Genomic DNA, 21509 nt, shown 5'->3' with positions numbered 1-21509 from the left:
TTATACGCCTTCCGCTTCGAGGAAGTCTTGAGCGAAGCGCTGCAGTACACCACCTGCAGAGTAAATAGACACTTCTTCAAAGGTATCTAATCGACAAGTCACAGGCACCTCTAGACGCTCACCACTTTGACGGTTAATCACGAGAGTTAATGTAGCACCTGGTGCCGGTTCACCCTCAACGTCATAGGTTTCTGTACCATCGAGCTCAAGCGTTTTACGGGTAGTGCCCGCTTTAAACTCAAGCGGTAGTACACCCATACCGATTAAGTTAGTACGGTGAATACGCTCAAACCCTTCCGCTGTGATAACTTCAACTCCAGCCAAACGCACACCTTTTGCAGCCCAGTCACGAGACGAGCCTTGGCCGTAATCTGCGCCAGCAACGATGATCAGCGGCTGTTTACGCTCCATATAGGTTTCGATGGCTTCCCACATTCTGGTGACTTTGCCTTCAGGCTCAACACGCGCCAGTGAACCTTGTACTACTTCACCGTTTTCTACCACCATTTCGTTTAACAGTTTGGGGTTGGCGAATGTCGCACGCTGCGCCGTTAAGTGATCACCTCGGTGTGTCGCGTATGAGTTGAAATCTTCCTCTGGTAAGCCCATTTTGGCCAGATATTCACCCGCCGCACTGCTTGCTAAAATCGCATTCGATGGCGATAAATGGTCAGTCGTGATGTTGTCCCCTAAAATCGCTAATGGACGCATACCTTTCATGGTACGCTCACTCGCAAGTGCCCCTTCCCAATAAGGAGGGCGACGAATATAGGTACTCGTTGGACGCCACTGATAGAGTGGGTCGTTGTCTTCACCATAGTCTACCGTGAGGTCAAACATTGGCTCATAAACGGCGCGGAACTGCTCTGGTTTTACGCTTTCTTTGATCACCGCATCGATTTCTTCATCGCTTGGCCAGATATCTTTAAGCGTGACTGGATTGCCCTCTTGGTCGCGACCTAAGACACCATTTTCAATATCAAAGCGCACGGTGCCTGCAATTGCATAAGCCACAACCAACGGTGGTGAAGCTAAGAAGGCTTGTTTTGCGTAAGGGTGAATTCGACCGTCAAAGTTACGGTTACCCGATAACACTGCCGTTGAGTATAAATCACGGTCAATCACTTCTTGTTGAATTTTCGGATCAAGTGCACCACTCATGCCATTACAAGTCGTACAAGCAAAAGCAACGACACCAAAACCGAGCTGCTCAAGCTCAGGTAGAAGCTTTGCCTCTTCCATATAAGAACGTACCGCTTTTGACCCCGGTGCAAAAGACGTTTTCACCCAAGGTTTACGAGCAAGGCCTAATTTATTGGCATTACGTGCTAGCAAGCCTGCGGCAACTACGTTGCGTGGGTTACTGGTATTTGTACAGCTGGTGATAGCAGCGATGATCACCGCGCCATCTGGCATCAAGCCATCTTTTGGCGCTTCAATCTCTTTAACGATACCTTGATTAGCAAGGTCGTTAGTTGCAACGCGGCGATGCGGATTTGAAGGACCGGCAATATTACGCGTCACCGTCGACAAATCAAACTTAAGTACACGCTCGTACTGCACGTTTTCTAGGGAATCAGCCCAAAGTCCTGTTAGCTTAGCGTATTTTTCCACCAGCTTGATCTGCTCGTCATCACGGCCTGTGAGCTTCAAATAATCAATGGTTTGCTCATCGATGTAGAACATGGCCGCGGTTGCGCCATACTCTGGTGTCATGTTTGAAATTGTCGCACGGTCACCTAAATTAAGGTCTTGCGTACCTTCACCAAAGAACTCTAAGTAGCTAGAAACGACGCGCTCTTTACGTAAAAACTCAGTGATCGCCAGTACGATATCTGTTGCGGTGATCCCCGGTTGGCGTTTGCCAATGATTTCAACCCCAACAATATCCGGCAATCGCATGTAGGAAGCACGGCCAAGCATCACGCTTTCTGCTTCAAGGCCACCCACACCAACGGCAATAACACCAAGTGCATCAACGTGTGGCGTGTGGCTGTCGGTGCCAACAAGCGTATCAGGGAAGGCAACACCGTCGCGCGCTTGAATAACTGGCGACATTTTTTCTAAGTTGATTTGGTGCAAAATACCGTTGCCTGGCGGGATCACATCAACGTTTTTAAATGCCGTTTTGGTCCAGTTGATAAAATGAAAACGGTCGTCATTTCGACGGTCTTCAATCGCGCGGTTTTTCTCAAATGCATCTTCTTCATAACCGGCGTGCTCTACTGCCAAGCTGTGATCCACAATCAGTTGAGTCGGTACGACTGGGTTGACTTTAGCCGGATCGCCGCCTTTTTCAGCGATAGCATCACGCAAACCCGCAAGGTCGACTAGCGCAGTTTGACCCAAAATATCATGGCAAACCACACGAGCAGGAAACCACGGAAAGTCCAAATCGCGACGACGCTCGATAATTTGTTCAAGATAATCATTGAGTTTTTCAGGCTCAGCGCGGCGTACTAAGTTTTCAGCAAGGACGCGTGAGGTGTAAGGTAAAGTCTCGTAGCTACCTGGTTTGATGGCTTCTACCGCTTCTTTTGTATCGTAATAGCAAAGCTCAGAATCAGGTAAACGTTTACGGAATTGAGTATTCATAACAACTTCCAACAATCGGTGACGGAGAACAGGCGGCCATGGCGACCGCCAGAATAGATTCGAACAGTGTTCGATTAACGCTCAGAAATGGCAGGAACTGGACGTAGCTCCTCGCCGGTGTATTCCGCCGATGGACGAATGATACGGTTATCTGCGCGCTGCTCCATAACGTGTGCAGCCCAACCAGTTAAGCGTGACATAACAAAGATTGGTGTGAACAATTTAGTCGGGATCTTCATAAAGTTATAAGCTGATGCATGGAAGAAATCGGCATTACAGAATAGTTTTTTCTCGCGCCACATGACTTCTTCACAGCGTACAGATACAGGGTAAAGTACCGTATCACCCACATCTGCCGCTAGTTTTTCAGACCAACGTTTGATGATTTCGTTACGAGGGTCACACTCTGAATAGATAGCGTGGCCAAAGCCCATGATCTTTTCTTTACGCTCTAGCATGCCCATCATTTCTTGCTCTGCGTGATCCGCAGATTCAAAGCGCTCAATCATTTCCATTGCCGCTTCGTTTGCACCACCGTGAAGCGGGCCACGTAGAGAGCCGATCGCACCAGTAATACAAGAATGCATATCAGAAAGCGTTGAGGCACAAACACGGGCAGTAAAGGTTGATGCGTTAAATTCGTGTTCTGCATAAAGGATAAGTGATACATGCATCACACGCTCATGTAGCTCACTTGGTTTTTCGCCGTGCAATAAGTGTAAGAAGTGTGCACCGATTGAGTCGTCATCCGTCTCTACATCGATACGAGCGCCATCATGGCTAAAGCGATACCAGTAACAAATAATGCTTGGGAAACTTGCTAGCATGCGATCGGTTACTTTACCTTGCTCATCAAAGCTTGCTTCACCTTCTAGGTTGCCAAGCATTGAACAACCCGTACGTAATACGTCCATTGGGTGTGCGTCAGCAGGAATACGTTCTAATACTTCTTTTAATGCCTGCGGCAAACCGCGCATTGCTTTTAGCTCGCTTTTATAAGCGTCTAGTTCAGCTTGATTTGGTAAGTTACCTTTAAGGATAAGGTGAGCCACCTCTTCAAACTGACAATTTTCAGCTAGATCCTTTACATCGTAGCCACGATAAGTCAAACCTGAGCCCGACTTACCTACCGTTGATAGTGCTGTTTTTCCTGCTACTTGACCACGAAGGCCCGCGCCACTTAGTACTTTAGCCATATTATTGTCTCCTGAATTTTTTACCTGCTGGGTATTGATATTTTGTGCTGCTGAGCACCCCTCAACAGCTTTAATTTCTTACTTATTTTTACCTTCGGCGAATAATGCATCGAGCTTTTGCTCATAATCGTGATAGCCAAGGTAATCATACAAATCCATTCGGGTTTGCATGGTATCGAGTACCGCTTTTTGGTCCCCATTTTCTAAAATAGACTGATACACTAGCTCCGCCGCTTTGTTCATCGCTCTGAACGCACTCAATGGGTAAAGCACCATATCTACGCCCCACTCACCCAGCTCAGCTTTGTTCCAAAGTTCTGTCTTACCAAACTCAGTGATATTCGCGAGGATGGGCACATCAAGTGCTTCGCTGAATGCGCGATAGTGTTCTTCAGTTTGTACCGCTTCTGCAAAAATGCCATCAGCGCCTGCTGCAACATAAGCTTTTGCACGTTCAATTGCCGCTTCTAGCCCTTCTTGTGCAAAAGAATCTGTTCTTGCCATAATGAAAAAGTCAGGATCGGTGCGCGCATCAACTGCGGCTTTAATACGGTCAACCATTTCTTCGGTCGACACGATCTCTTTATTTGGACGGTGACCACAGCGTTTTTGCGCTACTTGATCTTCCATATGTACCGCAGCTGCACCTGCTTTTTCCATATCTCGGATGGTTTTTGCAATATTGAATGCGCCGCCCCATCCAGTATCAATGTCGACCATTAAAGGTAGATCACAAGCCGAGGTAATGCGACTTACATCTGCAATTACATCATTTAGAGATGTCATTCCTAAGTCAGGTAAACCATAAGATGCATTAGCAACGCCACCACCAGAAAGATAGATAGCTTGATGACCGATTTTCTTTGCCATCATCGCGCTATATGCGTTGATAGTGCCGACGATTTGAAGCGGTTTGTTGGCTTTTAATGCTTCACGAAATTTTTTTCCTGCGCTCATGATGATGTTCTCTCTTAAAAGTGTGATTGATTGCTTGCTAACTTGGTTGCGATATTATTTTTAGAATATTGAATATGTCGACGCATCAGTATTTCTGCCAGTTCAGGATCGCGGTTACTGATCGCACGAACGATATGTTTATGCTCGTCAAATGCCGTAGTGACGCGGGGGCCGGCCATCCCTAACTGCACGCGATACATACGTACCAAGTGGTACAGTCCATTGACTAGCATTGAGATAAGGCTCGCATTTTTACTGCCAAGAATAATGCGGTAATGAAAATCGAGATCACCCGCTTCTTGATAATAAGAATGTTGGTTTTTGACTTCATCGAATTGACTCGACAACAAACCTTCTAAGTCTTGAATTTCACTGTCAGTCATGTGCTGCGCTGCAAGCCTTGCCGCCATCCCTTCTAGTGCTTCACGGATCTGATAAAGCTCCATTAACCCTTCCGGTGTGAGAGTAACAACCCGCGCCCCGACATTGGCTTTACGTTCAACTAAATGACATGACTCCAAGCGATTAATTGCCTCGCGAACAACCGCTCTGCTGACCTCATACTTTGTCGACAATTCCATTTCGCTGAGCTTAGAACCTGCCGCTATTTCCCCTTCTACAATTTCCTTACGCATACGAAAGAATGCTTTATCAGAAGAAGTAACCGCTTGCTCGTCAAAAAAGCTCATCATTAGTTAGCCAGTCTTAGTAATTTAAGTTGTAGACAATATAGTGCTGGTTGACGCGCACGTCAACCAGCCTCGCCGCAAATTGTCGACAATTTTCAATATAAGCAATATTCACCATATTTATAGCTTGTGACAAATAATCACTCTCATGTATTTATCTCGATACGGTATCAGGAAAGGATTAATTGCATCGCTTAAAAATCATGCATATTATGAAGATACCTTTACTTTAGCCTGAAGATTGCGATGCGGTGTTTTCAAATAGTAATACTTTCCCTGCTGCTAAAAAGCGGCTTAGCGCAGGCGAACACCTATACCGTACTGGTCTATCACGGTGCTAATCCTCCTTACTATTTTGAAGAGCAGGGAAAACCCAAAGGTATTTTTGTCGACATTTTTCAAGAGTTGGCAAAACTGACTTCACACCAATTTGAGTTTATGCCGCTCTCTGTCGCCAGAGGACAGCGCTATTTCGACCAAGGAAAAATAGATATTGAACCTGGGATCAATAAAGTATGGCGGGCCGAAGCAGACGTTCCGGGGATTTACAGCATCGACTATGCCTTCTCAACCGAAGTACTGCTTGGGTATCAATCTCGCTGTGTAGGCAAGCATAGGCCTGAGCAGTTTTACGGCGCATTGGTCGGCAAAGTAAGAGGATATCGTTACGATAATTTTGAAGCGCACTTAGGCGAAGACAAGATCGTAGTTTATGAAAATGTATCGGAGAAAGAACTGCTCGCACAGCTTGGACATGAGCGTTTAGACTACATCATGATTGGCTCGGTGACAGCAGACTACTATATTTCACAACAACCAAAGTATCGCAAATTTCAGTCTTGCTATGAAATAAGCCGATTACCCGTACATATGCGCTTGCAGCCTCATCTAACTGAGCTACAAACGGAAATAAATATCGCCTTGCGACGAATGGTTAATGACGGAAAAATAAAATCCATCTATGCTAAATATAGATTAACGCATTAACGTGTGGAGTTGTTTAGTAATGACGAATGCTGTTGTTGGACGTCTACTACTTTTTATTTTGCTGAATAGCCCGTTGCCCTTATGGGCTAAATTGCAGGTTGTTACGGAACTTTCTCCACCCAATCAAACCATAGAAAACCACCAAGTTGCAGGTTCAAGTACCGATCTGGTCAAAGCGATTTTAAAAGCAGCTGAACTCGAGGGACAGTTTTCTATTTACCCTTGGGCTAGAGCTTTTAAATTAGCGCAGCATGACAAACATACCTTAATTTATAGCATCGCAAAGACCCCCGCGAGAGAAGACAGCTTTCATTGGATTGGTCCTGTTGCTGTATTTCATTTAGGTTTTGTTACCAATCGCTATCGCGAGGACATAAAAATTCAATCACTTGAGGATGCCAGGCAATACAAAATAGCGGTTCAGCGTGGTGATATCGCAGAAGGCACACTTAAAGCACTCGGGTTTAACTTTGTTCAAACCAGCGACATCGAAAAGTCATATGAATTACTCGTCACAAACCGTGTTGATTTAGTGATTGATGACCCGCGTTATATCAAAACCATGGCCTCGGAGCTTAACCTTCCAGCCGACCACTTTACCTTTTTATACGATGTGGAAGCACTCTCGGTAAAAGGTTACCTTGCAACGAACAACCAGCTTCCGTTAGCGATCGTTGAGAGACTACGTAGTGCATTTACTAAGATAAGTAAAACAGAAGCTTACCGACGCGTTTTAGAGCTGTAGCTAAACCCAATTGCTTTAGTTCAAAATACTCTCACGTATCTTGATTGGTGTAGGTAGCAATTAACCGTCGATGCTTTTCACAAAACCAATACCAAGCAAGTAGCTCATCTTATAAAAAAGAGATAACATTTCAGCCTAAACCTGCCGATTACAGTAACGATTAGAAAGGAAAAACAGTGATTGAACGAATTGACACCAAACAACGAATGAGCCGTATTGTAAAACACAATGGTACTGTTTATTTATGTGGCCAAGTGTGTAAAGACGCAGAACAAGGAATTAAGGAACAAACTGAAACCATGCTTGAGAAAGTTGATGAGCTACTTATTCAAGCAGGCAGCGACCGCAAACACATTCTTTCTGCGACAATTTATATTAAAGACATGAAATATTTTGCAGCAATGAACGAGGTATGGGATGCATGGGTGCCTGAAGGTTATGCACCAGCTCGCGCTTGCGTAGAAGCGAGCATGGCCCGTGATGCATTGCTTGTTGAGATTTCGGTGGTTGCTGCAGAAATCTAGTCTAAAAAATATAAGCCTAGTTTAGAAAAGGCTGACTGTTAATCTGTCAGATTTGGTTTTTAGATATTGATCAAATTTGACAGCCGTATTTGACGCAGCAGTGTAAGGTGGTAATGATACCACCTAAAGTAGTGTCCGGATTTATTGAACCACAACAGTGGGTGTCTTTGGTTTATTGTTATGGCGCTGAACTCAAAGCTAGTTCTTGTATGTCAATTAGGTCAACTTCCCTACCCAATATTCGCTTATACTCTACGAGATGATGTACTGGAATAACTGGCAGTTCGATGTCTTGATAGTATTTTACCACTGACTCTGAAAAGTGGATTTCAAGCTCATGCCAAGAGCCATCTAGAGCCGACTGTATCTTCGTATTTTGAGATAAACCGATTTCAATTTTCTGATTTTGGTAAACCAACTGGAAATACTCTAGATCCCAACCGAACTCTGCATAATGACTTAACGGTTTAGATATGAACTGCGATACGCGAGCTAAGACCTTATTTGCGTCGGAGTTGTGGATATAAAGGTCTATATCAGCGATTTCACGACTGCCACCATGAATCGTTGCAGCTAGCCCACCGACAATTTGATACTCAACACCCTCAGAATCCAAGAGTTCTTTGAGCCATTTCAAGGCTACTTTCACTTTATTACTCATCTAATTCCCTTAGCTGAATTTTGCCCTGCGCCATAACGCCGCGTTAAGGTGTGAACAACGCCACCATCCAACCTAAACCATTATGCCGTAAACACTAAAGCTGATACAAACCGAAATGCCAAGCGGTGAGAATCACTCTTAAACGCCTTGTTATGTGAATTGTCGATTGAAGCGCCGAACTTTTGTACGCATATTTTTCATAGGTGATGACGTATTAAACTGAATCATGCGCCCTAGAGTCCATTGCTCATACCATGCTACACCATACAACTCATAGTCACTTAAACTGGAAATAAGTAAAAGTATCTCGTTAACCGTAGACTCTAGCTCAACAAGCAGATCATCGTATTTCCAGTCACGATATTCTTCGTGGAAACTTTCGGCGAGTAACCCCAGTTGATTCCATTTATAACCAGTTTCAGGGAAATCCACATGCTGATTTTGAGATTTTAGCCGATACCATTTAAGAACGAGTTTTCCCCAACCAATCAAGTAAGCCACTGTATCACTAACGCTAACGATTGTACCTTTGACGTTTCCCTCGACGCCAGATTTACGAGCTTTGCTTTCTGGAATTGAGCGATAGTCAGCCATTAGTTTTGGAAATATTGACTTTATGGCTAGCTCTAATTCATCCTTATTTCTAGGTACGGAAGACATTTTGACCTCCATTCACATAGACATAATGACTCCCACACGGTGCTAGCCTCCGCATTTTCGTGGGTTAGCTTAAAGCCAGAGCCATAATTAGTTTGTCAAATAACTAAATAGCAGAGGCTAGCATGACTAAACATAACATACTTTTCATTGGCTTAGATACTCATAAAGAGTTCATTGAAGTTGCCTACATTGAAGACAATCGAGGCGCACAACCCATTCATTTCGGTCGTATTTCTTCAGCTAAAGTCACCATTAAAAAGCTTATCAGGCAATTTGAATCTAAATACCCTAACACTACGCTCCATTTCGTTTATGAAGCTGGCCCCTGTGGTTACTGGATTTACCGCTTAATTACTTCTCTTGGACATTGCTGTTACGTAGTTGCCCCATCGCTTATTCCTAAAAAACCTGGCGAGCGTATAAAAACTGACAAACGTGATGCACTTAAACTAGCTAAATTACTTAAGTCTGAAGACTTAACCCCTATTTATGTACCTGAGCCGGAAGATGAAGCTATTCGTGATTTATCTCGTGCTCGAGAAGTTGCGATGAAAGATTTAAAAGATGCAAAGTACCAGCTAAAAGCACTGCTTCTTCGAAACAATATCAACTATGCAGGCACGGCAAACTGGTCTCTCAAACACTTACGTTGGCTCACAGAACTAGTATTGCCACATCCTGCACAACAAATCGTTTTACAAGAGTTTATTCAAACTATAAACGAGCGAACTGCACGATTAGAGCGACTCGACAATGAGCTCTCTCATCATGTTTATCAATGGCGTTACTACCCTGTAGTTAAAGCAATCCAAGCTATGCGCGGCGTTCGCTTACTCGTGGCCGCTGGTATTGTCGCTGAGCTTGGTGATTTAACCCGCTTCGACCATCCGCGAAAACTCATGAGTTATCTTGGGCTCATTCCGAGTGAACACTCGAGTGGTGGTAAAAGGCATATTGGCGCAATTACTAAATGTGGCAATGGTCGTGCAAGGCGCTTATTAGTCGAAGGTGCTCACAGTTACCGTCATGCAGCCAACATATCGACTGAGTTACAAAAACGACAAGAAGGCTTACCAAAGCAACTTATTGATATTGCATGGAAAGCACAAATAAGGCTCTGTAAACGTTATAAAAAGCTTATAAATAAAGGCAAGCATTACAACCTCGTTGTCACCGCCATTGCCCGTGAAATGATTGCTTATATCTGGGCAATCGCAAAACAGGTTGTGCTCTCATCGGTAAATCCCAAATTAAGATTATCCAGAGTACCAGATTAAAATGAACGAATTAGAGTTAATGTATTGGGTCAAGCATCGGGTGTGGCACAACCACCGACGGCGTTAGGATGGCAATGCTGCTAACACAGCATTGAACCACGAACATAGACTGAAAACAGGTGCCACGTCGAGTTAAGTAAGGTCTGCTCTGCTCATGAAAATGAGTAACCAACGAATACCAGCAAGAAAACCGACGAAATTACTTGCTTCACCCTATGCATTAACTCTCTCTAATTCGAGTTTAGAAGTTATGGCTTAAAGTTAGGCAAGGATCAGTGTGTGTAACTTGACAGTGGGAGTCATACCAACGCCGCAATATGAGGCGTACAAATACATGGCTATACTTAGCGACGAAGGAGCGCAAGCCAAGCTTTTTGCGTCCTTTGTTGAGGCGTTTGTTATAAGTGCATTCACCCATTTAGTAATTTATCTTTAAAATAATGATCAAATGAATCCTGTTTGCCGTCGAAAATAGCTAAGTATTCAGGAGTGTCAAAAATACTGTTAAGTATTATTCGCAAATATTCATCACACTTTTTACTCATATTTGGGAGAGTTTGCTCTTTATTTGTTTTTAATGTATCTCCATGAATCACTTTAGATCTTACGTTATAGAAAGACTTGATTTCATCATAAACTACAATTGGATCATGACCGTATTGCTTCAAGAACCATGCAACTCGCTCAGATAGCTTGTGAGACAATTCGGAACTATCCGTTGAAAAAAGGCTTTCTAGAGCACTACAATATTGAGCCAATTTTACAGCAGGATGTCGCTCTCTTGATGCCGCTTTTATAAATCTCAGACTTCTACCTAAACGCGAAAAATTAGTGTTTGTGAATGAATCTTTAAATGTGGAATTTGAACTAAATAAATACGCTTGTATTTGCTCGCTTTTTTTATTCCATTGCTTTAATTGTTCAATCGAAAAATCAACAGTTTGCATTGATTCCCCAGTGCTAAGAAATGTAGAGAAAACTAAGCTGTTTTTGGTCCACTCTTCTGATGATTGGTCTGTTAAACTACAGAAAGCCACTTCACAAACCACTGTATTATCTTTAATAAACCAAAGGTCACTTAATAAATATTCAAGCCAAACAAGCCATGTAAATAATGCTTCATGACTACTTTCACCTTGCGCAAAGAAAGAATCATTTATCTCGCCACATATGATATTTTCAGCATTTCTAAAATGTTCATACTCAATTAAACCAGCAATCTCTTTGAATTTTTTCGTTATAATTTTCTCAATCAGAAGCTTATTGTTAGTAATGCTAATACCAGGCATTAATTCTAACCATTCTTCGATTGGCTCAGATACAGTCATAAACCTGAGGGTTGATATAAATCTATAGTTTTTCATTGCACCCAACGTATCAGCACTTATAACAGCTTATTAGCATGAATTCCTGAATATCTCACTTATCCACAAGAGAAATGAATACAACATTCAAGCTAACTTTATTTAATATTTTTAGTAAGTTACCAGCCAAACTTTGTCATTTCAACATGCAAATTACCTGAAAAAACGAGTTGGGACTTATCCGAGCCACAAATTGGCTCGCTAAGAACAAGTTGCAAATAGCTAACATATTAAAAATACTAAGTTTTAAATGGCACTTACGAGATATCCGAGCCTTTTTATTTCTCGTTATTGATCTTTTCTTAAAACATTAGGCAGCTTACCTTGCAATTTTGTTACCTGTCACTTAAAACTGTATAAATAAACAGTGAACAAAGGATTCAAAATGCCTAGATCACCATTTTTAGAGTCTGTTAGGCTAGAGCTTAGAACAAAACGCTATAGCATCAGAACAGAGAAGTCCTACCTATTTTGGATTAAGTCCTACATTTTGTTTAATGATAAAAAGCACCCTGAGCAAATGGGCAATCAAGAAGTTGAGCGTTTTTTAAACCACCTTGCGGTCAACAAGCAAGTTAGTAGCGCAACGCAAAACCAAGCGTTGTGTGCCCTTATTTTTTTATATCGCTATGTGATACAGCGGGAAATTCAAGGGTTAAAATACACGCTAACTAAAAAAGAGCAAGCAATCCCATGTGTACTAACTCATGAAGAGGCAATGATGATTATCTCTAAGCTACATGGCAAGTATCAATTAGTCGCATCTCTTCTTTATGGTTGTGGGCTCAGAATAAACGAAGCCTTACACCTGAGAATAAAAGATATCAACTTTACTAATAGCACTCTATTTGTATTTAGAGGAAAGGGCAAAAAAGACCGATATACGCTGCTGCCCAAGTCATTGCATTCGCAATTAACGGCGCAAATCGAATATGCAACCATGGTACATCAGCAAGATATAAAAGCGGGCTTTGGTTTTACATCTTTGCCTGTATCTCTTATCAAAAAATATAAAAATGCAGCTAAAGATCTTTCATGGCAGTACCTTTTTCCTTCCACTACTCGCTGTCAGCACCCCCATGATGGCTATATTTGCCGGCATCACATACACGAAACCGCTTTTAGAAAACAGCTAAGGAGCGCCGTTAAGCAATGCAATATCCCAAAACAAGTTAAAGCTCATACTTTCCGACACACGTTTGCAACACAACTATTAATCAACGGAACCGATATCAGAACTGTTCAGGAGCTTTTGGGCCACACTGATATTCGTACAACTGAAAGATATACTCATGTTATTGGCACAAGATTTGGCACCACCCTCAGCCCACTGGAGCAACTTCAAAACTCCATAACCTCTGAACACTTACCCACTTAAGTATTTGCTTTTTTCACAAATTTCGCCGTAACCATCATTTCACCTACGCCATCAACCTTGCAGTCAAGTTCGTGGTCTTTTTTATCCAGCACACGCCTTACCAAAGCCTTGGTGCCAATCTTAATGACTTGTGAGCTGCCTTTAATCTTAAGATCTTTAATCACAGTGACTTTATCGCCATCCACTAATAGTGTGCCATTGGCATCTTTTACTTGAATGTCGTCCTCGGTAGCAGTCGCGTTTGGATCCCATTCGTAAGCACATTCAGGGCATATTAGCTGACTTTGATCTTGATAAACATATTCAGAATTGCACTTGGGGCAAGGTGGTAAAGACATAATTAACCGTATCACTTTTAAGACTGTGTATCATGGACATATGATACTGTAAAAGTGACTGGAGCGTCCTCTATATTCTTCTTTAACTCGCTATTGAATTAAGAATAGCTACCCAAAATGTTGCGGCACGATAATTGCTCAATTATTGTTCTACATTTCATCATATAAAGGATTACCTATGCTTGTTAGCCAAACCCAGGAGGTTGGATCACCAGAAACTTATAGCAGCCATAGCCCGCATCAACCAAAAGAGGCTGAAGCAGTACAGAAAGACACCCGAGTCTCTATTAGCCAAACCGCAAACAGTGCCGAACATAATTGGCAAACTATTGCCTCTAACTACAACGTTCACAACATTTCAGCGGCGGAAGTACGGGCTATGTCCCGAGAACTATTCGAAGGAGGATTTATTGATTCAGGCCAAATGATGGCTATCGGCGCGCCAATATCAATAACTGAAAATCCTCACGAAAAAATCAATTTACTTGGTGATATGAAGCGTACATTTGAAATCTCAGCAGCTAGCGGCGGGCTCAATAAAACATCGCGAGAAATTTATGCTTCGGCGATCAATACGCTTGAACATCTCGCCAAGACACACAGAAATACAATGCTAATTTGAGGGGTTAATCTGTCTAGCCGCGCTATACCAGTTTGTTCATTATTCAGTCAACCCGAGGGAGCAAATAGCAATATTTTAGGCACAAAAAAAGCAAGCCTTAGCTTGCTTTTTCTTCATCAATTAAGCGATTAAAGCTTAACGATGTTCTCAGCTTGAGGACCTTTCTGGCCGTCAGTTACTGTGAATTCTACTCTCTCGCCTTCAGCAAGTGTACGGAAACCGTCACCTTTGATTGCGCTGAAGTGTGCGAACACGTCAGGGCCATTTTCTTGAGCGATGAAACCAAAACCTTTAGACTCGTTAAACCACTTAACGGTACCTGTAAGAGTGTTAGACATAATACTAATCCTGATATAAAAACAAAAACCAATGCTGCGCATTGATGAGCTATGCCCATGTGGGCGCATAGACCTAAATTTGTAGAGTGGATAAAACTTCAGGACGGTACTACTACAAGCAAACACTTATACAACAACGTAATGGAGATTTTAAAACACTGACTCAAATTCTGTCTATGAACATCATATAGGGATTCCGCCCTAAGTCAATGTATTTTTAATCATCAATATGACTTGCTAATGACAAATATCAATATTTTTTTCACGGCTTTTTCAACACCCTATTTTTTAAACACATTATTCCCCTAACCCTGTGTAAATAATAGAGATTGCAATAAAATATTCATAAAGCTAGAGAGACTTTTTTGACTCTAATTCCCGAATTAATTGCACCACTTGCTCGACAACCACTTGCGGGGCTTTCATAGGTACGGTGTGGTCGCTTCCCTTGGCAATAATTAGCTCAGAATCACAATGTGATGCCAATGCTTCTTGTCCTTCTCGCCATGCTTTAACATCGCGCTGAGTTGGATCAAATGGTCTTTGGGCAACGATAACACGACATGGTATATGATCAGGTGCTTGATGCGCCCGAACACTCGCAACGGTTTCACTTAGCGCTTGAGTTTCTCGGCGCAGAGCTTCACCGAAGGTATTTTCTGGCAGAGTACTCAAGGGTTTAAGTAGCTTATCCTGCGCTAAGGCATGGGTTTTATCGATGAAGTAAACGGTCACAGGGTCAACATACAACAAGCCTGCAACTTGCTCTGGATAATAGGTGATGTAGTTTTGCATTACATAGTATGCGTATGAATGACCAACATAAATAAATGGCGGCCGAATATCAAGCGTTCTCAACACTTCACGAAGATTGCGATTATCTGTATCAATACTATAGGCTCTGCGGCTAAGCTCGCTTTTGCCATAACCTTCACGGTTATAGGCCACCAATGCATTGGGTACTTGCTGCGCGAGACCCATCATTACTGGTGTCCAATAAATGGCAGGCGCTGCAGAGCCACTTTCAAAAACAACGGCAGGTTCATTGCCCGCAACATGATAAACCTGCAAAGATACTTTGTTCGCAACCACGATGTGCTCTTGAATATCGCGTTCAAGCGCAATCTGTGCATAAGCACTATTAACGAACAACAACCCCAATAAAGTTAGCGTGCGATACATATCGTTTCCTTGATATCTATAGTTCGACTCTAAAGTTAGCAGCTAGATGCACCATAAGCTAATGACATTTTTGCTGCATCTCCCCTTTATTTAAACAAAGTAAAAGCGGCGCTTAAAACTCAAATTCCAATGCGAGTCTAAAGCTATGATCTTTGCCGGATTGGCTGATCTCCGAAATAAAACCCGCTTCCCATTTCAGCTGTTTTTGACCTTCGAATCGATGCAATCCGATAAAACCCGGACCAACACCAAAAAAGTCTTCTCCGACATAGACTTCAATTGCAGGCTGAAAAGCACTATACAAGCGGTAGCGCAGTTGCGCTCTAAACTCAGATTCCCATTCATCCTCAATGTCCTTACCCCACTCCCTCACCAAAAATGCATTCATGGTAAGGCTCGTGCGGCCAAATTCCTTCTCAAATAAAAACCCTGCGGTAGCTTCATAGGCATCGAATTTATGGCGTTTTTCAAGCTCGAACAACATGCCTATATCCGCCCAGTAGCGCCCTTGCTCTACAAATTGCCACCGCGACTCTAGCTCGTAAGCTGCCAAGTCAAAATTGCCCTCATCGTCACGCTCACCTATTGCGTAACCTTCGATGGTCATTGTCTCGGTGAGGCTCCAACCAAGTCCTAAACGCTGTGCCAACACATTCCCTTGCTCGGTTTGGCGAGATAGTAGTCGCCACTCCAACTCACGTTCAAGCGGTAAAACGTATGGATGATAAACTTTGTCCACCACCATACCATCCGCTTTTGCACTAAACGCTACAATCCCAAAAAAACTCACCAGCAGCGCGAGTAAAACATTATTTCGCATGCGCTGTTCTCCAATATGTACATCCCAAGAACGTAATCAACGCGCCTCCAAACCCTGCAAGCGTCGCAGCATTTGGTGTTGCTTCATACCCCACTAATACTCTTAGCACTCGACCAACAACACTGTGTTCGTCCACAATTTGTCGCAAGTCAATTTCAAGTCTGGCGGCACTAATTAAGTCCACTTGAAGCGCCAAGTCCAATGCAATCGACACCTTACTCGCACCGTGTAAAGCCAATAACAATAGCAACAACCAAGGTAAGTGCTTACTCTTCAACCAATCAAGGAAAAAGAAGAGTAGAATAGAAAAGCTCAAACAGATCCCCACACCGAGCGAGGTGCCAATAGCGAGGGTTTGACCATCCGCTGGCTTTGAGTAAGAGAACGCAAAGCTTGCCAAATGGTGCAAATACAGTACCACGGCTAATCCAAAGGCCAAGGCAGCAAGTGCCGTACGTCCGGTGCGTTTTGTTGCAATCATTAAGCAAAATAAACTGAGTAGCAGTCCTATTTGCAATAACTCGAACCCGCGATAATCAAAACTCGAGGCTATTTCTCCACCCAAAAACCATATGCCAAAACAGCCGACTAGCCCCGCACTCAACGCGATGAGTGTCGTTTTAAGTGGTAAAGCAGCATTGGTACATTGTGCTAATAGTACCCAAAGTACAGTTACTGGTAATAATTGGTTCACGCTCACCACCACCGCATTAAGAAGCATTGTTTGGATCCTTCACGATAACGATACCTTGTGCTGTATTTGGTGAAAATTCACCAAAAAAACTATATTCACCGGGTGCTAGCGGGCCGATATAAATCACACTTTTACGGTTTGGAAAGAGCACTTTTTCACGATTAAGATCAAAACTGTCAAACTCTTCAACCTGAGGGTCTTGATTTTCGATGATGAGCTTTACTTTACGATTTGCAGGAACCTCAACTTGTGCAGGTGTAAACAAATGATTTTTAAGAATAATGGTATAACTTTCTTCCGCCCACAAGGCGAAACTACAGGTCGCCAAAGGCAAACCAAGCGCGAAAGACAGCGAAGAGACCTTAGTCCTTAGCATCCAGCCCCCTCGGTAAATTTACACAAACTCTAAGCCCGCCTAAATGACTACGAGCAAAAGAGATATCTGCATGGTAAATTGTAATTATATGATTGACTATCGCCATTCCTAAACCTGCCCCTTTTTCCCCTGAAGGGTGTTTATCTCCACCAACGCGATAAAATCTGTCAAAAATTCGTTCTATTTCCGCATCTGACATACCACAACCCGAATCATCGATTTGCCATACAACCCGCTGCGCATGCTGCTGAATTTTTACTTCTATGTCACCTTCAATTGGCGTGTATTTAATCGCATTACCAATTAGATTAGAAAATAATGTGGTTAATGTGAACTCACAGCCCTCTAAGGTCGCTTCTGATCCCTCTAAGCTGATATTTTGTGATTTTTGTTCAATTCTCGGGTAACAGTTAGCAATCAAGTCTTGAGTTAATACCACTAAGTCTTGCTGCGCAAATTGCTTATGCCACAGTTCTGGCTCTGTACGCGCTAACGTCAGCATTTGCTCAACCACATGGTTTAGCTGCTCAAGCCCTTTTGACATAGCAATGGCACTGGGATGCTTAGTATCGTGCGTTAAATTATGCAGGTGGATTTTTAAGCTTGCGATCGGCGTTTTTAACTCATGAGCGGCATCGGAAGCAAAATAACGCTCTTTAAGATACGCGACTTCAACTTTTTGAAAGAGGTCATTTAGCGTCGCGATAACGATTGCCACTTCCGCTTTGTCGCTTTGCACTGCCAGCTGCGTAAAGTCTTTGGGGTTACGTCGTCTAAGCTCTCTAGAAAGATCTCGTAAAGGCTTTAACGCCGTATAAATAATCCATGCGATAAACACCGCAAGAAACGGCATAATCACCACCAGCGGCGTCATTGCGGAGACAATCATGCCTTCAGCAAGGGCAAAACGCTTTTGTACCGGCTCTGCTACCAGTATTTGCCTTTCGCCAAACGCTTCACTGAAGGTTCTGAGTCTAGTTGCTCCCACATTTTGGGTGCTAAACCCAGCATGATATTTAAGCTTGTTCTTGTACTTAGCAAGTAACTCACTGCCCGCAACAACTTGATTGTGTTCAAGCACTAAAAAGTAAAATGCGTTGTTACCCGCAGCACTGGGCAAGGTAGTCGCAGTAACTTGAGCATTAACGAGTGTTGCGATGGACTCTAAATGGCTGTCTAATTGTGCTTGTGCCATCGCCATGCTGGAGTGATAACCCCGTAGCAGCGCCATGGATGCAGTCAGCACCAAAGCTGACACTAAAATTAGGGTCAACTTTCTCGTTATTGAAGCACCTCCAAGCGAGCTTCTCGTGCCCACTAAGCCCCCTTGCCAACCACGTAGCCAATGCCACGCAGTGTTTTGATAAATCCATCGGGCATTTTCTTGCGGAGGTGGTGAATATGCACCTCAATAGCATTAGAGCCCAAAGCTTCTCCCCAATCATAGAGCTTAGATTCTAACTGAGTTTTAGACAGCACACGGCCGCTGTTTTCCATCAGCGCCTTGAGTAGCATATATTCTTTACGAGGTAATTCTTGAGCGCTACCACTTACAAGCACCTCGTGACTGGCAAGATCTAACACGACATCGTTGCAGCTCAAGGTGCTGCTCACTTGTTTGGTGAAGCGTCGACCAATCACCCGTAAACGCGCAAACAGTTCTTTTGGCTCAAACGGCTTAGCCAAATAGTCATCAGCCCCTAAATCCAGCCCTGCAATTTTATCATCAAGACTATTTCTCGCCGTTAGAATGAGCACAGCGGTTTGCGATTTGGTTTTTTTTAGCGCCCTGAGTACCGCTAAACCATCTCCGTCGGGTAGACCTAGGTCAAGCACCACCAGCTCAAATTCACCAGATTCAACAAAACTGATTGCTTGTCTTTGCGTCGGCGCATGCTCAATGGCATACCCTTCTTTTTTGAGTGATGCGATAAGCCCCTGTGCCAGTAGCTCATCATCTTCTACAAGTAATAGCCTCATTTATTCCTTCTTTTTAGCTTTTTTTCGACTTTCGCCAGTAGCTGTGCCACTTCTTCTTGACGGTATTCATCGGCTTTTTCTCTACCTGGACGGCTTGGCGCATTCTGCGCTTTTTTTAAGTGCGCAAGTGCGGCACTATAATCACGTTCGTCATATAAAAACTGTGCATAGAAATAGTTTACATCAATTCCTGCCGGATTGATCGCTAATGATTCTTGGAACAGCTTTTTCGCCTTTTTATCGCTGCCAAACCCAATTGGCCAGCCTGGGACCTGAGTATAGAGCGTGCCTAAACTCGTTAATGCAGAACCAGACAGTGCGTTTTTATCAAGTTCAATGGCTTTTTCGAATGAGGCTTTTGCATCTTTGGCAAGACCAAGCGCCCCCAAGCCACCTTTCGCTCCAGCAAAGCTCGACTGCACAATACCACGCCAGATGTAAGCTTCAGCGCGATCTGGATATTGTTCAACAAATGCCACGCACTGCTTAACCAGCTCTTCAAATGCTTTTTCTTGGGCATCGCCCTCGGTTTCATAATTTACCGTTACCCATTTAGTTTGGACTTGGCTAAGATCATCGTCAAATGCTGCCCAAGCACCTTGACTGAATACCAGTAATGTTGCTGAAGCTAACAAGGTTTTTAGTGCGTTCATCGTAATGACTCCTTAGTGGAAAAAATGGTTTGGATGGTTTTCACTTTTTTGATTAATGCGTTATCAACAAGCTCTGGTAGCAAGCCATTGAGTCTCGCAAAAAACCGTTCAGGAAAACCAATGGCAGCACGTTTGGTGTTGCTATGGAGCAATTTCATAAAGGCTTGTGCGACGACCTCTGGCGAGTCCATCTGATTGCCTAGTGCATGGTTTACAGCTGTCGCGCGGTCGTCATTCATTTCAGTTGTGGTTGCGCGTGGCGCGAGATATTTAACCGCTACTTGGTTATCGAGCTCCCGCGTCAGTGCCTCTGTAAAACCACGCAAACCGAACTTGCTTGCGCAATAACTGCTTTGATATGGAAAGCCGATAGAGCCAAACGCTGAACCTAGGTTAACTATGGTGCCATGACTTGAGATCAGTTGTGGTAAACAGGCTTGACTAACTAGCATGGGCGCCAATAAATTCGTCTCCATCTGCTTTTTTAAGTCAGTTGGTAAAATTTCAGCAAACCCAGCCATGGTGTTAATGCCCGCGTTGTTGACGAGTAAGTCAACCCCACCCATAGTCGCCGCTTTTCTCGCGATTTGTGTCGCAGCGTCCTCAGCGGTGATATCCAAAGCAAGATAATCGTGCTCTCCGGATAACCCTGCTATCACCTGCTTTAATTTTTCGCTGTCTCGACCAATCAGCAAACAACGCCAATTATGCATGGCCAACTGTTTACTAATGGCCCGACCGATCCCCCGAGATCCCCCGGTGATAACGGCAAGTTTTGTTGCTTTCATCAACCTACCTCCGCAAATTCAACACCTGCAGGCACCGCTTCAATATTGCGGAATATGTCGCCGTACAAGCGATAAAACTGTTTAGCGCTGTGAATAATGATCGCTTGCTCTTTTTCACAGCTGATCTTGTTCATCAGCCCTGCAAAAAAGTCAATATGCTCAACATCTAACCCGCCATGAGATGTTAAATAGGAAAATGCGCTACGAGGCAGACCAAGTTTATTCGCAATTTGACGAGCTGCATCATCGGCAAGTGCGATGGAAGTGCCCTCAAGCACATTAACCATGCCAAAAAAGCTCAATGGATGTTTACGAGCGATACTGTCGTACGCATAAGACACCATCATTTCAGTTGCGAAGCTTGGCATGCTATGACGTATTACTTCTTTATCCACACCACAGGCGGCAATATCATTAAGGATCCACTCTTGGTGTCCCATTTCTTCTTCGATGTAATGCCCTATCGCTTCTCGCAACCATTCTTTACTGTCATCTAGTCTTGCGCCACACGCCATAAGGAGTGGTACTGTGTGCTTTACGTGATGAAACGCCTGCTGTAAAAATGAAACGTATTGGCCTTTGGTGATCTGACCATGAAAAACATCATGAATAATGGGTGCGCTTAGTAGATATTGGCGCGCTTGTTCCGTTTCGGATTGTAGGGTTTGGTAAAAGTTACTCATTG

Annotated in this window: 24 protein-coding genes; 6 read left to right on the top strand and 18 right to left on the bottom strand. The window is 43.4% G+C overall.

The features are described from left to right. From acnD to QSH61_RS22590, 4 genes are all read right to left on the bottom strand, one after another. Window positions 1-2595 (bottom strand): Fe/S-dependent 2-methylisocitrate dehydratase AcnD, encoded by a 2595-nt coding sequence (gene acnD, locus QSH61_RS22605; RefSeq protein ID WP_206472583.1) that lies wholly within the window; start codon window positions 2593-2595, stop codon window positions 1-3. Between the two features lie 74 nt (window positions 2596-2669). Continuing rightward, window positions 2670-3791, bottom strand: coding sequence for a bifunctional 2-methylcitrate synthase/citrate synthase (gene prpC / locus QSH61_RS22600; RefSeq protein ID WP_206472585.1), 1122 nt, complete (start codon window positions 3789-3791; stop codon window positions 2670-2672). A 78-nt stretch (window positions 3792-3869) separates the two neighbouring features. After that, window positions 3870-4748, bottom strand: a complete 879-nt coding sequence (prpB, locus tag QSH61_RS22595) for a methylisocitrate lyase (RefSeq protein WP_010603812.1) — start codon at window positions 4746-4748, stop codon at window positions 3870-3872. Window positions 4749-4762: 14 nt separating this feature from the next. Continuing rightward, on the bottom strand, window positions 4763-5437 hold the full coding sequence (locus QSH61_RS22590; protein ID WP_174169697.1) for a GntR family transcriptional regulator: 675 nt from the start codon (window positions 5435-5437) through the stop codon (window positions 4763-4765). A 246-nt stretch (window positions 5438-5683) separates the two neighbouring features. On the opposite strand from QSH61_RS22590, the gene QSH61_RS22585 reads away from it, so the two are divergent. From QSH61_RS22585 to QSH61_RS22575, 3 genes are all read left to right on the top strand, one after another. Then, the gene (locus QSH61_RS22585; protein WP_211200924.1) at window positions 5684-6424 is read left to right on the top strand and encodes a substrate-binding periplasmic protein; all 741 of its coding nucleotides are present in this window, start codon (window positions 5684-5686) and stop codon (window positions 6422-6424) included. Between the two features lie 19 nt (window positions 6425-6443). Continuing rightward, window positions 6444-7169 (top strand): substrate-binding periplasmic protein, encoded by a 726-nt coding sequence (locus tag QSH61_RS22580; protein ID WP_010603815.1) that lies wholly within the window; start codon window positions 6444-6446, stop codon window positions 7167-7169. Between the two features lie 176 nt (window positions 7170-7345). Further along, window positions 7346-7693 (top strand): RidA family protein, encoded by a 348-nt coding sequence (locus QSH61_RS22575; protein WP_206472588.1) that lies wholly within the window; start codon window positions 7346-7348, stop codon window positions 7691-7693. A 178-nt stretch (window positions 7694-7871) separates the two neighbouring features. Here QSH61_RS22575 and QSH61_RS22570 read toward each other — a convergent pair whose 3' ends face one another. Both QSH61_RS22570 and QSH61_RS22565 read right to left on the bottom strand, forming a co-directional pair. Then, window positions 7872-8354, bottom strand: coding sequence for a hypothetical protein (locus tag QSH61_RS22570; RefSeq protein WP_206472590.1), 483 nt, complete (start codon window positions 8352-8354; stop codon window positions 7872-7874). A 150-nt stretch (window positions 8355-8504) separates the two neighbouring features. Next, window positions 8505-9014, bottom strand: a complete 510-nt coding sequence (locus QSH61_RS22565) for a ClbS/DfsB family four-helix bundle protein (protein ID WP_206472592.1) — start codon at window positions 9012-9014, stop codon at window positions 8505-8507. Between the two features lie 122 nt (window positions 9015-9136). Here QSH61_RS22565 and QSH61_RS22560 point away from each other — a divergent pair, with 122 nt between their 5' ends. Next, entirely contained in the window at window positions 9137-10291 is a 1155-nt protein-coding gene (locus tag QSH61_RS22560) for an IS110 family RNA-guided transposase (RefSeq protein ID WP_286123974.1), read from the top strand. A gap of 410 nt (window positions 10292-10701) precedes the next feature. Here the strand turns inward: QSH61_RS22560 and QSH61_RS22555 are convergent, their stop codons facing one another. Further along, complete coding sequence (locus QSH61_RS22555) at window positions 10702-11655, bottom strand: HEPN domain-containing protein (RefSeq protein ID WP_206472399.1); 954 nt, start codon at window positions 11653-11655, stop codon at window positions 10702-10704. A gap of 385 nt (window positions 11656-12040) precedes the next feature. Between QSH61_RS22555 and QSH61_RS22550 the strand changes: the two genes are divergently transcribed. Continuing rightward, entirely contained in the window at window positions 12041-13033 is a 993-nt protein-coding gene (locus tag QSH61_RS22550; protein WP_206472397.1) for an integron integrase, read from the top strand. On the opposite strand, the gene QSH61_RS22545 is transcribed toward QSH61_RS22550, so the two are convergent. Then, on the bottom strand, window positions 13030-13371 hold the full coding sequence (locus QSH61_RS22545) for a zinc ribbon domain-containing protein YjdM (RefSeq protein ID WP_010603818.1): 342 nt from the start codon (window positions 13369-13371) through the stop codon (window positions 13030-13032). The two genes, QSH61_RS22550 and QSH61_RS22545, sit on opposite strands and share 4 nt — an antisense overlap. Window positions 13372-13549: 178 nt before the next feature. Here QSH61_RS22545 and QSH61_RS22540 point away from each other — a divergent pair, with 178 nt between their 5' ends. Next, window positions 13550-13993 (top strand): hypothetical protein, encoded by a 444-nt coding sequence (locus tag QSH61_RS22540; protein WP_174169583.1) that lies wholly within the window; start codon window positions 13550-13552, stop codon window positions 13991-13993. Between the two features lie 128 nt (window positions 13994-14121). On the opposite strand, the gene QSH61_RS22535 is transcribed toward QSH61_RS22540, so the two are convergent. The 10 genes from QSH61_RS22535 to QSH61_RS22490 form a co-directional block, all read right to left on the bottom strand. Then, on the bottom strand, window positions 14122-14331 hold the full coding sequence (locus tag QSH61_RS22535) for a cold-shock protein (protein WP_010603820.1): 210 nt from the start codon (window positions 14329-14331) through the stop codon (window positions 14122-14124). A 351-nt stretch (window positions 14332-14682) separates the two neighbouring features. Further along, complete coding sequence (locus QSH61_RS22530) at window positions 14683-15513, bottom strand: alpha/beta fold hydrolase (protein ID WP_206472395.1); 831 nt, start codon at window positions 15511-15513, stop codon at window positions 14683-14685. A gap of 112 nt (window positions 15514-15625) precedes the next feature. Then, a complete protein-coding gene (locus QSH61_RS22525; RefSeq protein ID WP_174169585.1) occupies window positions 15626-16333 on the bottom strand; it encodes a hypothetical protein in 708 nt (235 codons plus the stop codon). Next, the gene (locus QSH61_RS22520) at window positions 16323-17054 is read right to left on the bottom strand and encodes a hypothetical protein (RefSeq protein ID WP_102058325.1); all 732 of its coding nucleotides are present in this window, start codon (window positions 17052-17054) and stop codon (window positions 16323-16325) included. Before QSH61_RS22520 ends, QSH61_RS22525 begins: the two co-directional genes overlap by 11 nt. Continuing rightward, window positions 17044-17403: a cupredoxin domain-containing protein gene (locus QSH61_RS22515; protein ID WP_102058324.1), complete on the bottom strand. Its 360-nt coding sequence runs from the start codon at window positions 17401-17403 to the stop codon at window positions 17044-17046. The genes QSH61_RS22520 and QSH61_RS22515 overlap by 11 nt, the downstream gene beginning before the upstream one ends. Continuing rightward, window positions 17390-18721: an ATP-binding protein gene (locus tag QSH61_RS22510; RefSeq protein ID WP_174169586.1), complete on the bottom strand. Its 1332-nt coding sequence runs from the start codon at window positions 18719-18721 to the stop codon at window positions 17390-17392. The genes QSH61_RS22515 and QSH61_RS22510 overlap by 14 nt, the downstream gene beginning before the upstream one ends. Next, on the bottom strand, window positions 18721-19383 hold the full coding sequence (locus tag QSH61_RS22505) for a response regulator (RefSeq protein ID WP_010603826.1): 663 nt from the start codon (window positions 19381-19383) through the stop codon (window positions 18721-18723). Before QSH61_RS22505 ends, QSH61_RS22510 begins: the two co-directional genes overlap by 1 nt. Continuing rightward, on the bottom strand, window positions 19380-20036 hold the full coding sequence (locus tag QSH61_RS22500; protein ID WP_206472393.1) for a tetratricopeptide repeat protein: 657 nt from the start codon (window positions 20034-20036) through the stop codon (window positions 19380-19382). The genes QSH61_RS22505 and QSH61_RS22500 overlap by 4 nt, the downstream gene beginning before the upstream one ends. Then, on the bottom strand, window positions 20033-20824 hold the full coding sequence (locus tag QSH61_RS22495) for an SDR family oxidoreductase (protein WP_102058321.1): 792 nt from the start codon (window positions 20822-20824) through the stop codon (window positions 20033-20035). Before QSH61_RS22495 ends, QSH61_RS22500 begins: the two co-directional genes overlap by 4 nt. Beyond that, on the bottom strand, window positions 20824-21507 hold the full coding sequence (locus tag QSH61_RS22490; protein WP_206472391.1) for an iron-containing redox enzyme family protein: 684 nt from the start codon (window positions 21505-21507) through the stop codon (window positions 20824-20826). Before QSH61_RS22490 ends, QSH61_RS22495 begins: the two co-directional genes overlap by 1 nt. Window positions 21508-21509: the final 2 nt, after the last annotated feature.

Source organism: Pseudoalteromonas sp. JC3 (assembly GCF_030291895.1).
Lineage (GTDB): Bacteria > Pseudomonadota > Gammaproteobacteria > Enterobacterales > Alteromonadaceae > Pseudoalteromonas.
The sequence above is the reverse complement of the archived record's forward strand: the minus strand, read 5'-3'. Positions and strand labels throughout refer to the sequence as shown.

Excerpts from the sequence above, each read along its gene's own strand:
- QSH61_RS22570 (WP_206472590.1), bottom strand. The coding sequence starts at position 8,354 with ATGAGTAATAAAGTGAAAGTAGCCTTGAAATGGCTCAAAGAACTCTTG.
- QSH61_RS22495 (WP_102058321.1), bottom strand. The coding sequence starts at position 20,824 with ATGAAAGCAACAAAACTTGCCGTTATCACCGGGGGATCTCGGGGGATC.
- QSH61_RS22500 (WP_206472393.1), bottom strand. The coding sequence starts at position 20,036 with ATGAACGCACTAAAAACCTTGTTAGCTTCAGCAACATTACTGGTATTC.
- acnD (WP_206472583.1), bottom strand. The coding sequence starts at position 2,595 with ATGAATACTCAATTCCGTAAACGTTTACCTGATTCTGAGCTTTGCTAT.
- QSH61_RS22520 (WP_102058325.1), bottom strand. The coding sequence starts at position 17,054 with ATGCTTCTTAATGCGGTGGTGGTGAGCGTGAACCAATTATTACCAGTA.
- prpB (WP_010603812.1), bottom strand. The coding sequence starts at position 4,748 with ATGAGCGCAGGAAAAAAATTTCGTGAAGCATTAAAAGCCAACAAACCG.
- QSH61_RS22535 (WP_010603820.1), bottom strand. The coding sequence starts at position 14,331 with ATGTCTAACACTCTTACAGGTACCGTTAAGTGGTTTAACGAGTCTAAA.
- prpC (WP_206472585.1), bottom strand. The coding sequence starts at position 3,791 with ATGGCTAAAGTACTAAGTGGCGCGGGCCTTCGTGGTCAAGTAGCAGGA.
- QSH61_RS22505 (WP_010603826.1), bottom strand. The coding sequence starts at position 19,383 with ATGAGGCTATTACTTGTAGAAGATGATGAGCTACTGGCACAGGGGCTT.
- QSH61_RS22555 (WP_206472399.1), bottom strand. The coding sequence starts at position 11,655 with ATGAAAAACTATAGATTTATATCAACCCTCAGGTTTATGACTGTATCT.
- QSH61_RS22585 (WP_211200924.1), top strand. The coding sequence starts at position 5,684 with ATGCGGTGTTTTCAAATAGTAATACTTTCCCTGCTGCTAAAAAGCGGC.
- QSH61_RS22560 (WP_286123974.1), top strand. The coding sequence starts at position 9,137 with ATGACTAAACATAACATACTTTTCATTGGCTTAGATACTCATAAAGAG.
- QSH61_RS22580 (WP_010603815.1), top strand. The coding sequence starts at position 6,444 with ATGACGAATGCTGTTGTTGGACGTCTACTACTTTTTATTTTGCTGAAT.
- QSH61_RS22550 (WP_206472397.1), top strand. The coding sequence starts at position 12,041 with ATGCCTAGATCACCATTTTTAGAGTCTGTTAGGCTAGAGCTTAGAACA.
- QSH61_RS22590 (WP_174169697.1), bottom strand. The coding sequence starts at position 5,437 with ATGAGCTTTTTTGACGAGCAAGCGGTTACTTCTTCTGATAAAGCATTC.
- QSH61_RS22490 (WP_206472391.1), bottom strand. The coding sequence starts at position 21,507 with ATGAGTAACTTTTACCAAACCCTACAATCCGAAACGGAACAAGCGCGC.
- QSH61_RS22540 (WP_174169583.1), top strand. The coding sequence starts at position 13,550 with ATGCTTGTTAGCCAAACCCAGGAGGTTGGATCACCAGAAACTTATAGC.
- QSH61_RS22515 (WP_102058324.1), bottom strand. The coding sequence starts at position 17,403 with ATGCTAAGGACTAAGGTCTCTTCGCTGTCTTTCGCGCTTGGTTTGCCT.
- QSH61_RS22545 (WP_010603818.1), bottom strand. The coding sequence starts at position 13,371 with ATGTCTTTACCACCTTGCCCCAAGTGCAATTCTGAATATGTTTATCAA.
- QSH61_RS22565 (WP_206472592.1), bottom strand. The coding sequence starts at position 9,014 with ATGTCTTCCGTACCTAGAAATAAGGATGAATTAGAGCTAGCCATAAAG.
- QSH61_RS22525 (WP_174169585.1), bottom strand. The coding sequence starts at position 16,333 with ATGCGAAATAATGTTTTACTCGCGCTGCTGGTGAGTTTTTTTGGGATT.
- QSH61_RS22530 (WP_206472395.1), bottom strand. The coding sequence starts at position 15,513 with ATGTATCGCACGCTAACTTTATTGGGGTTGTTGTTCGTTAATAGTGCT.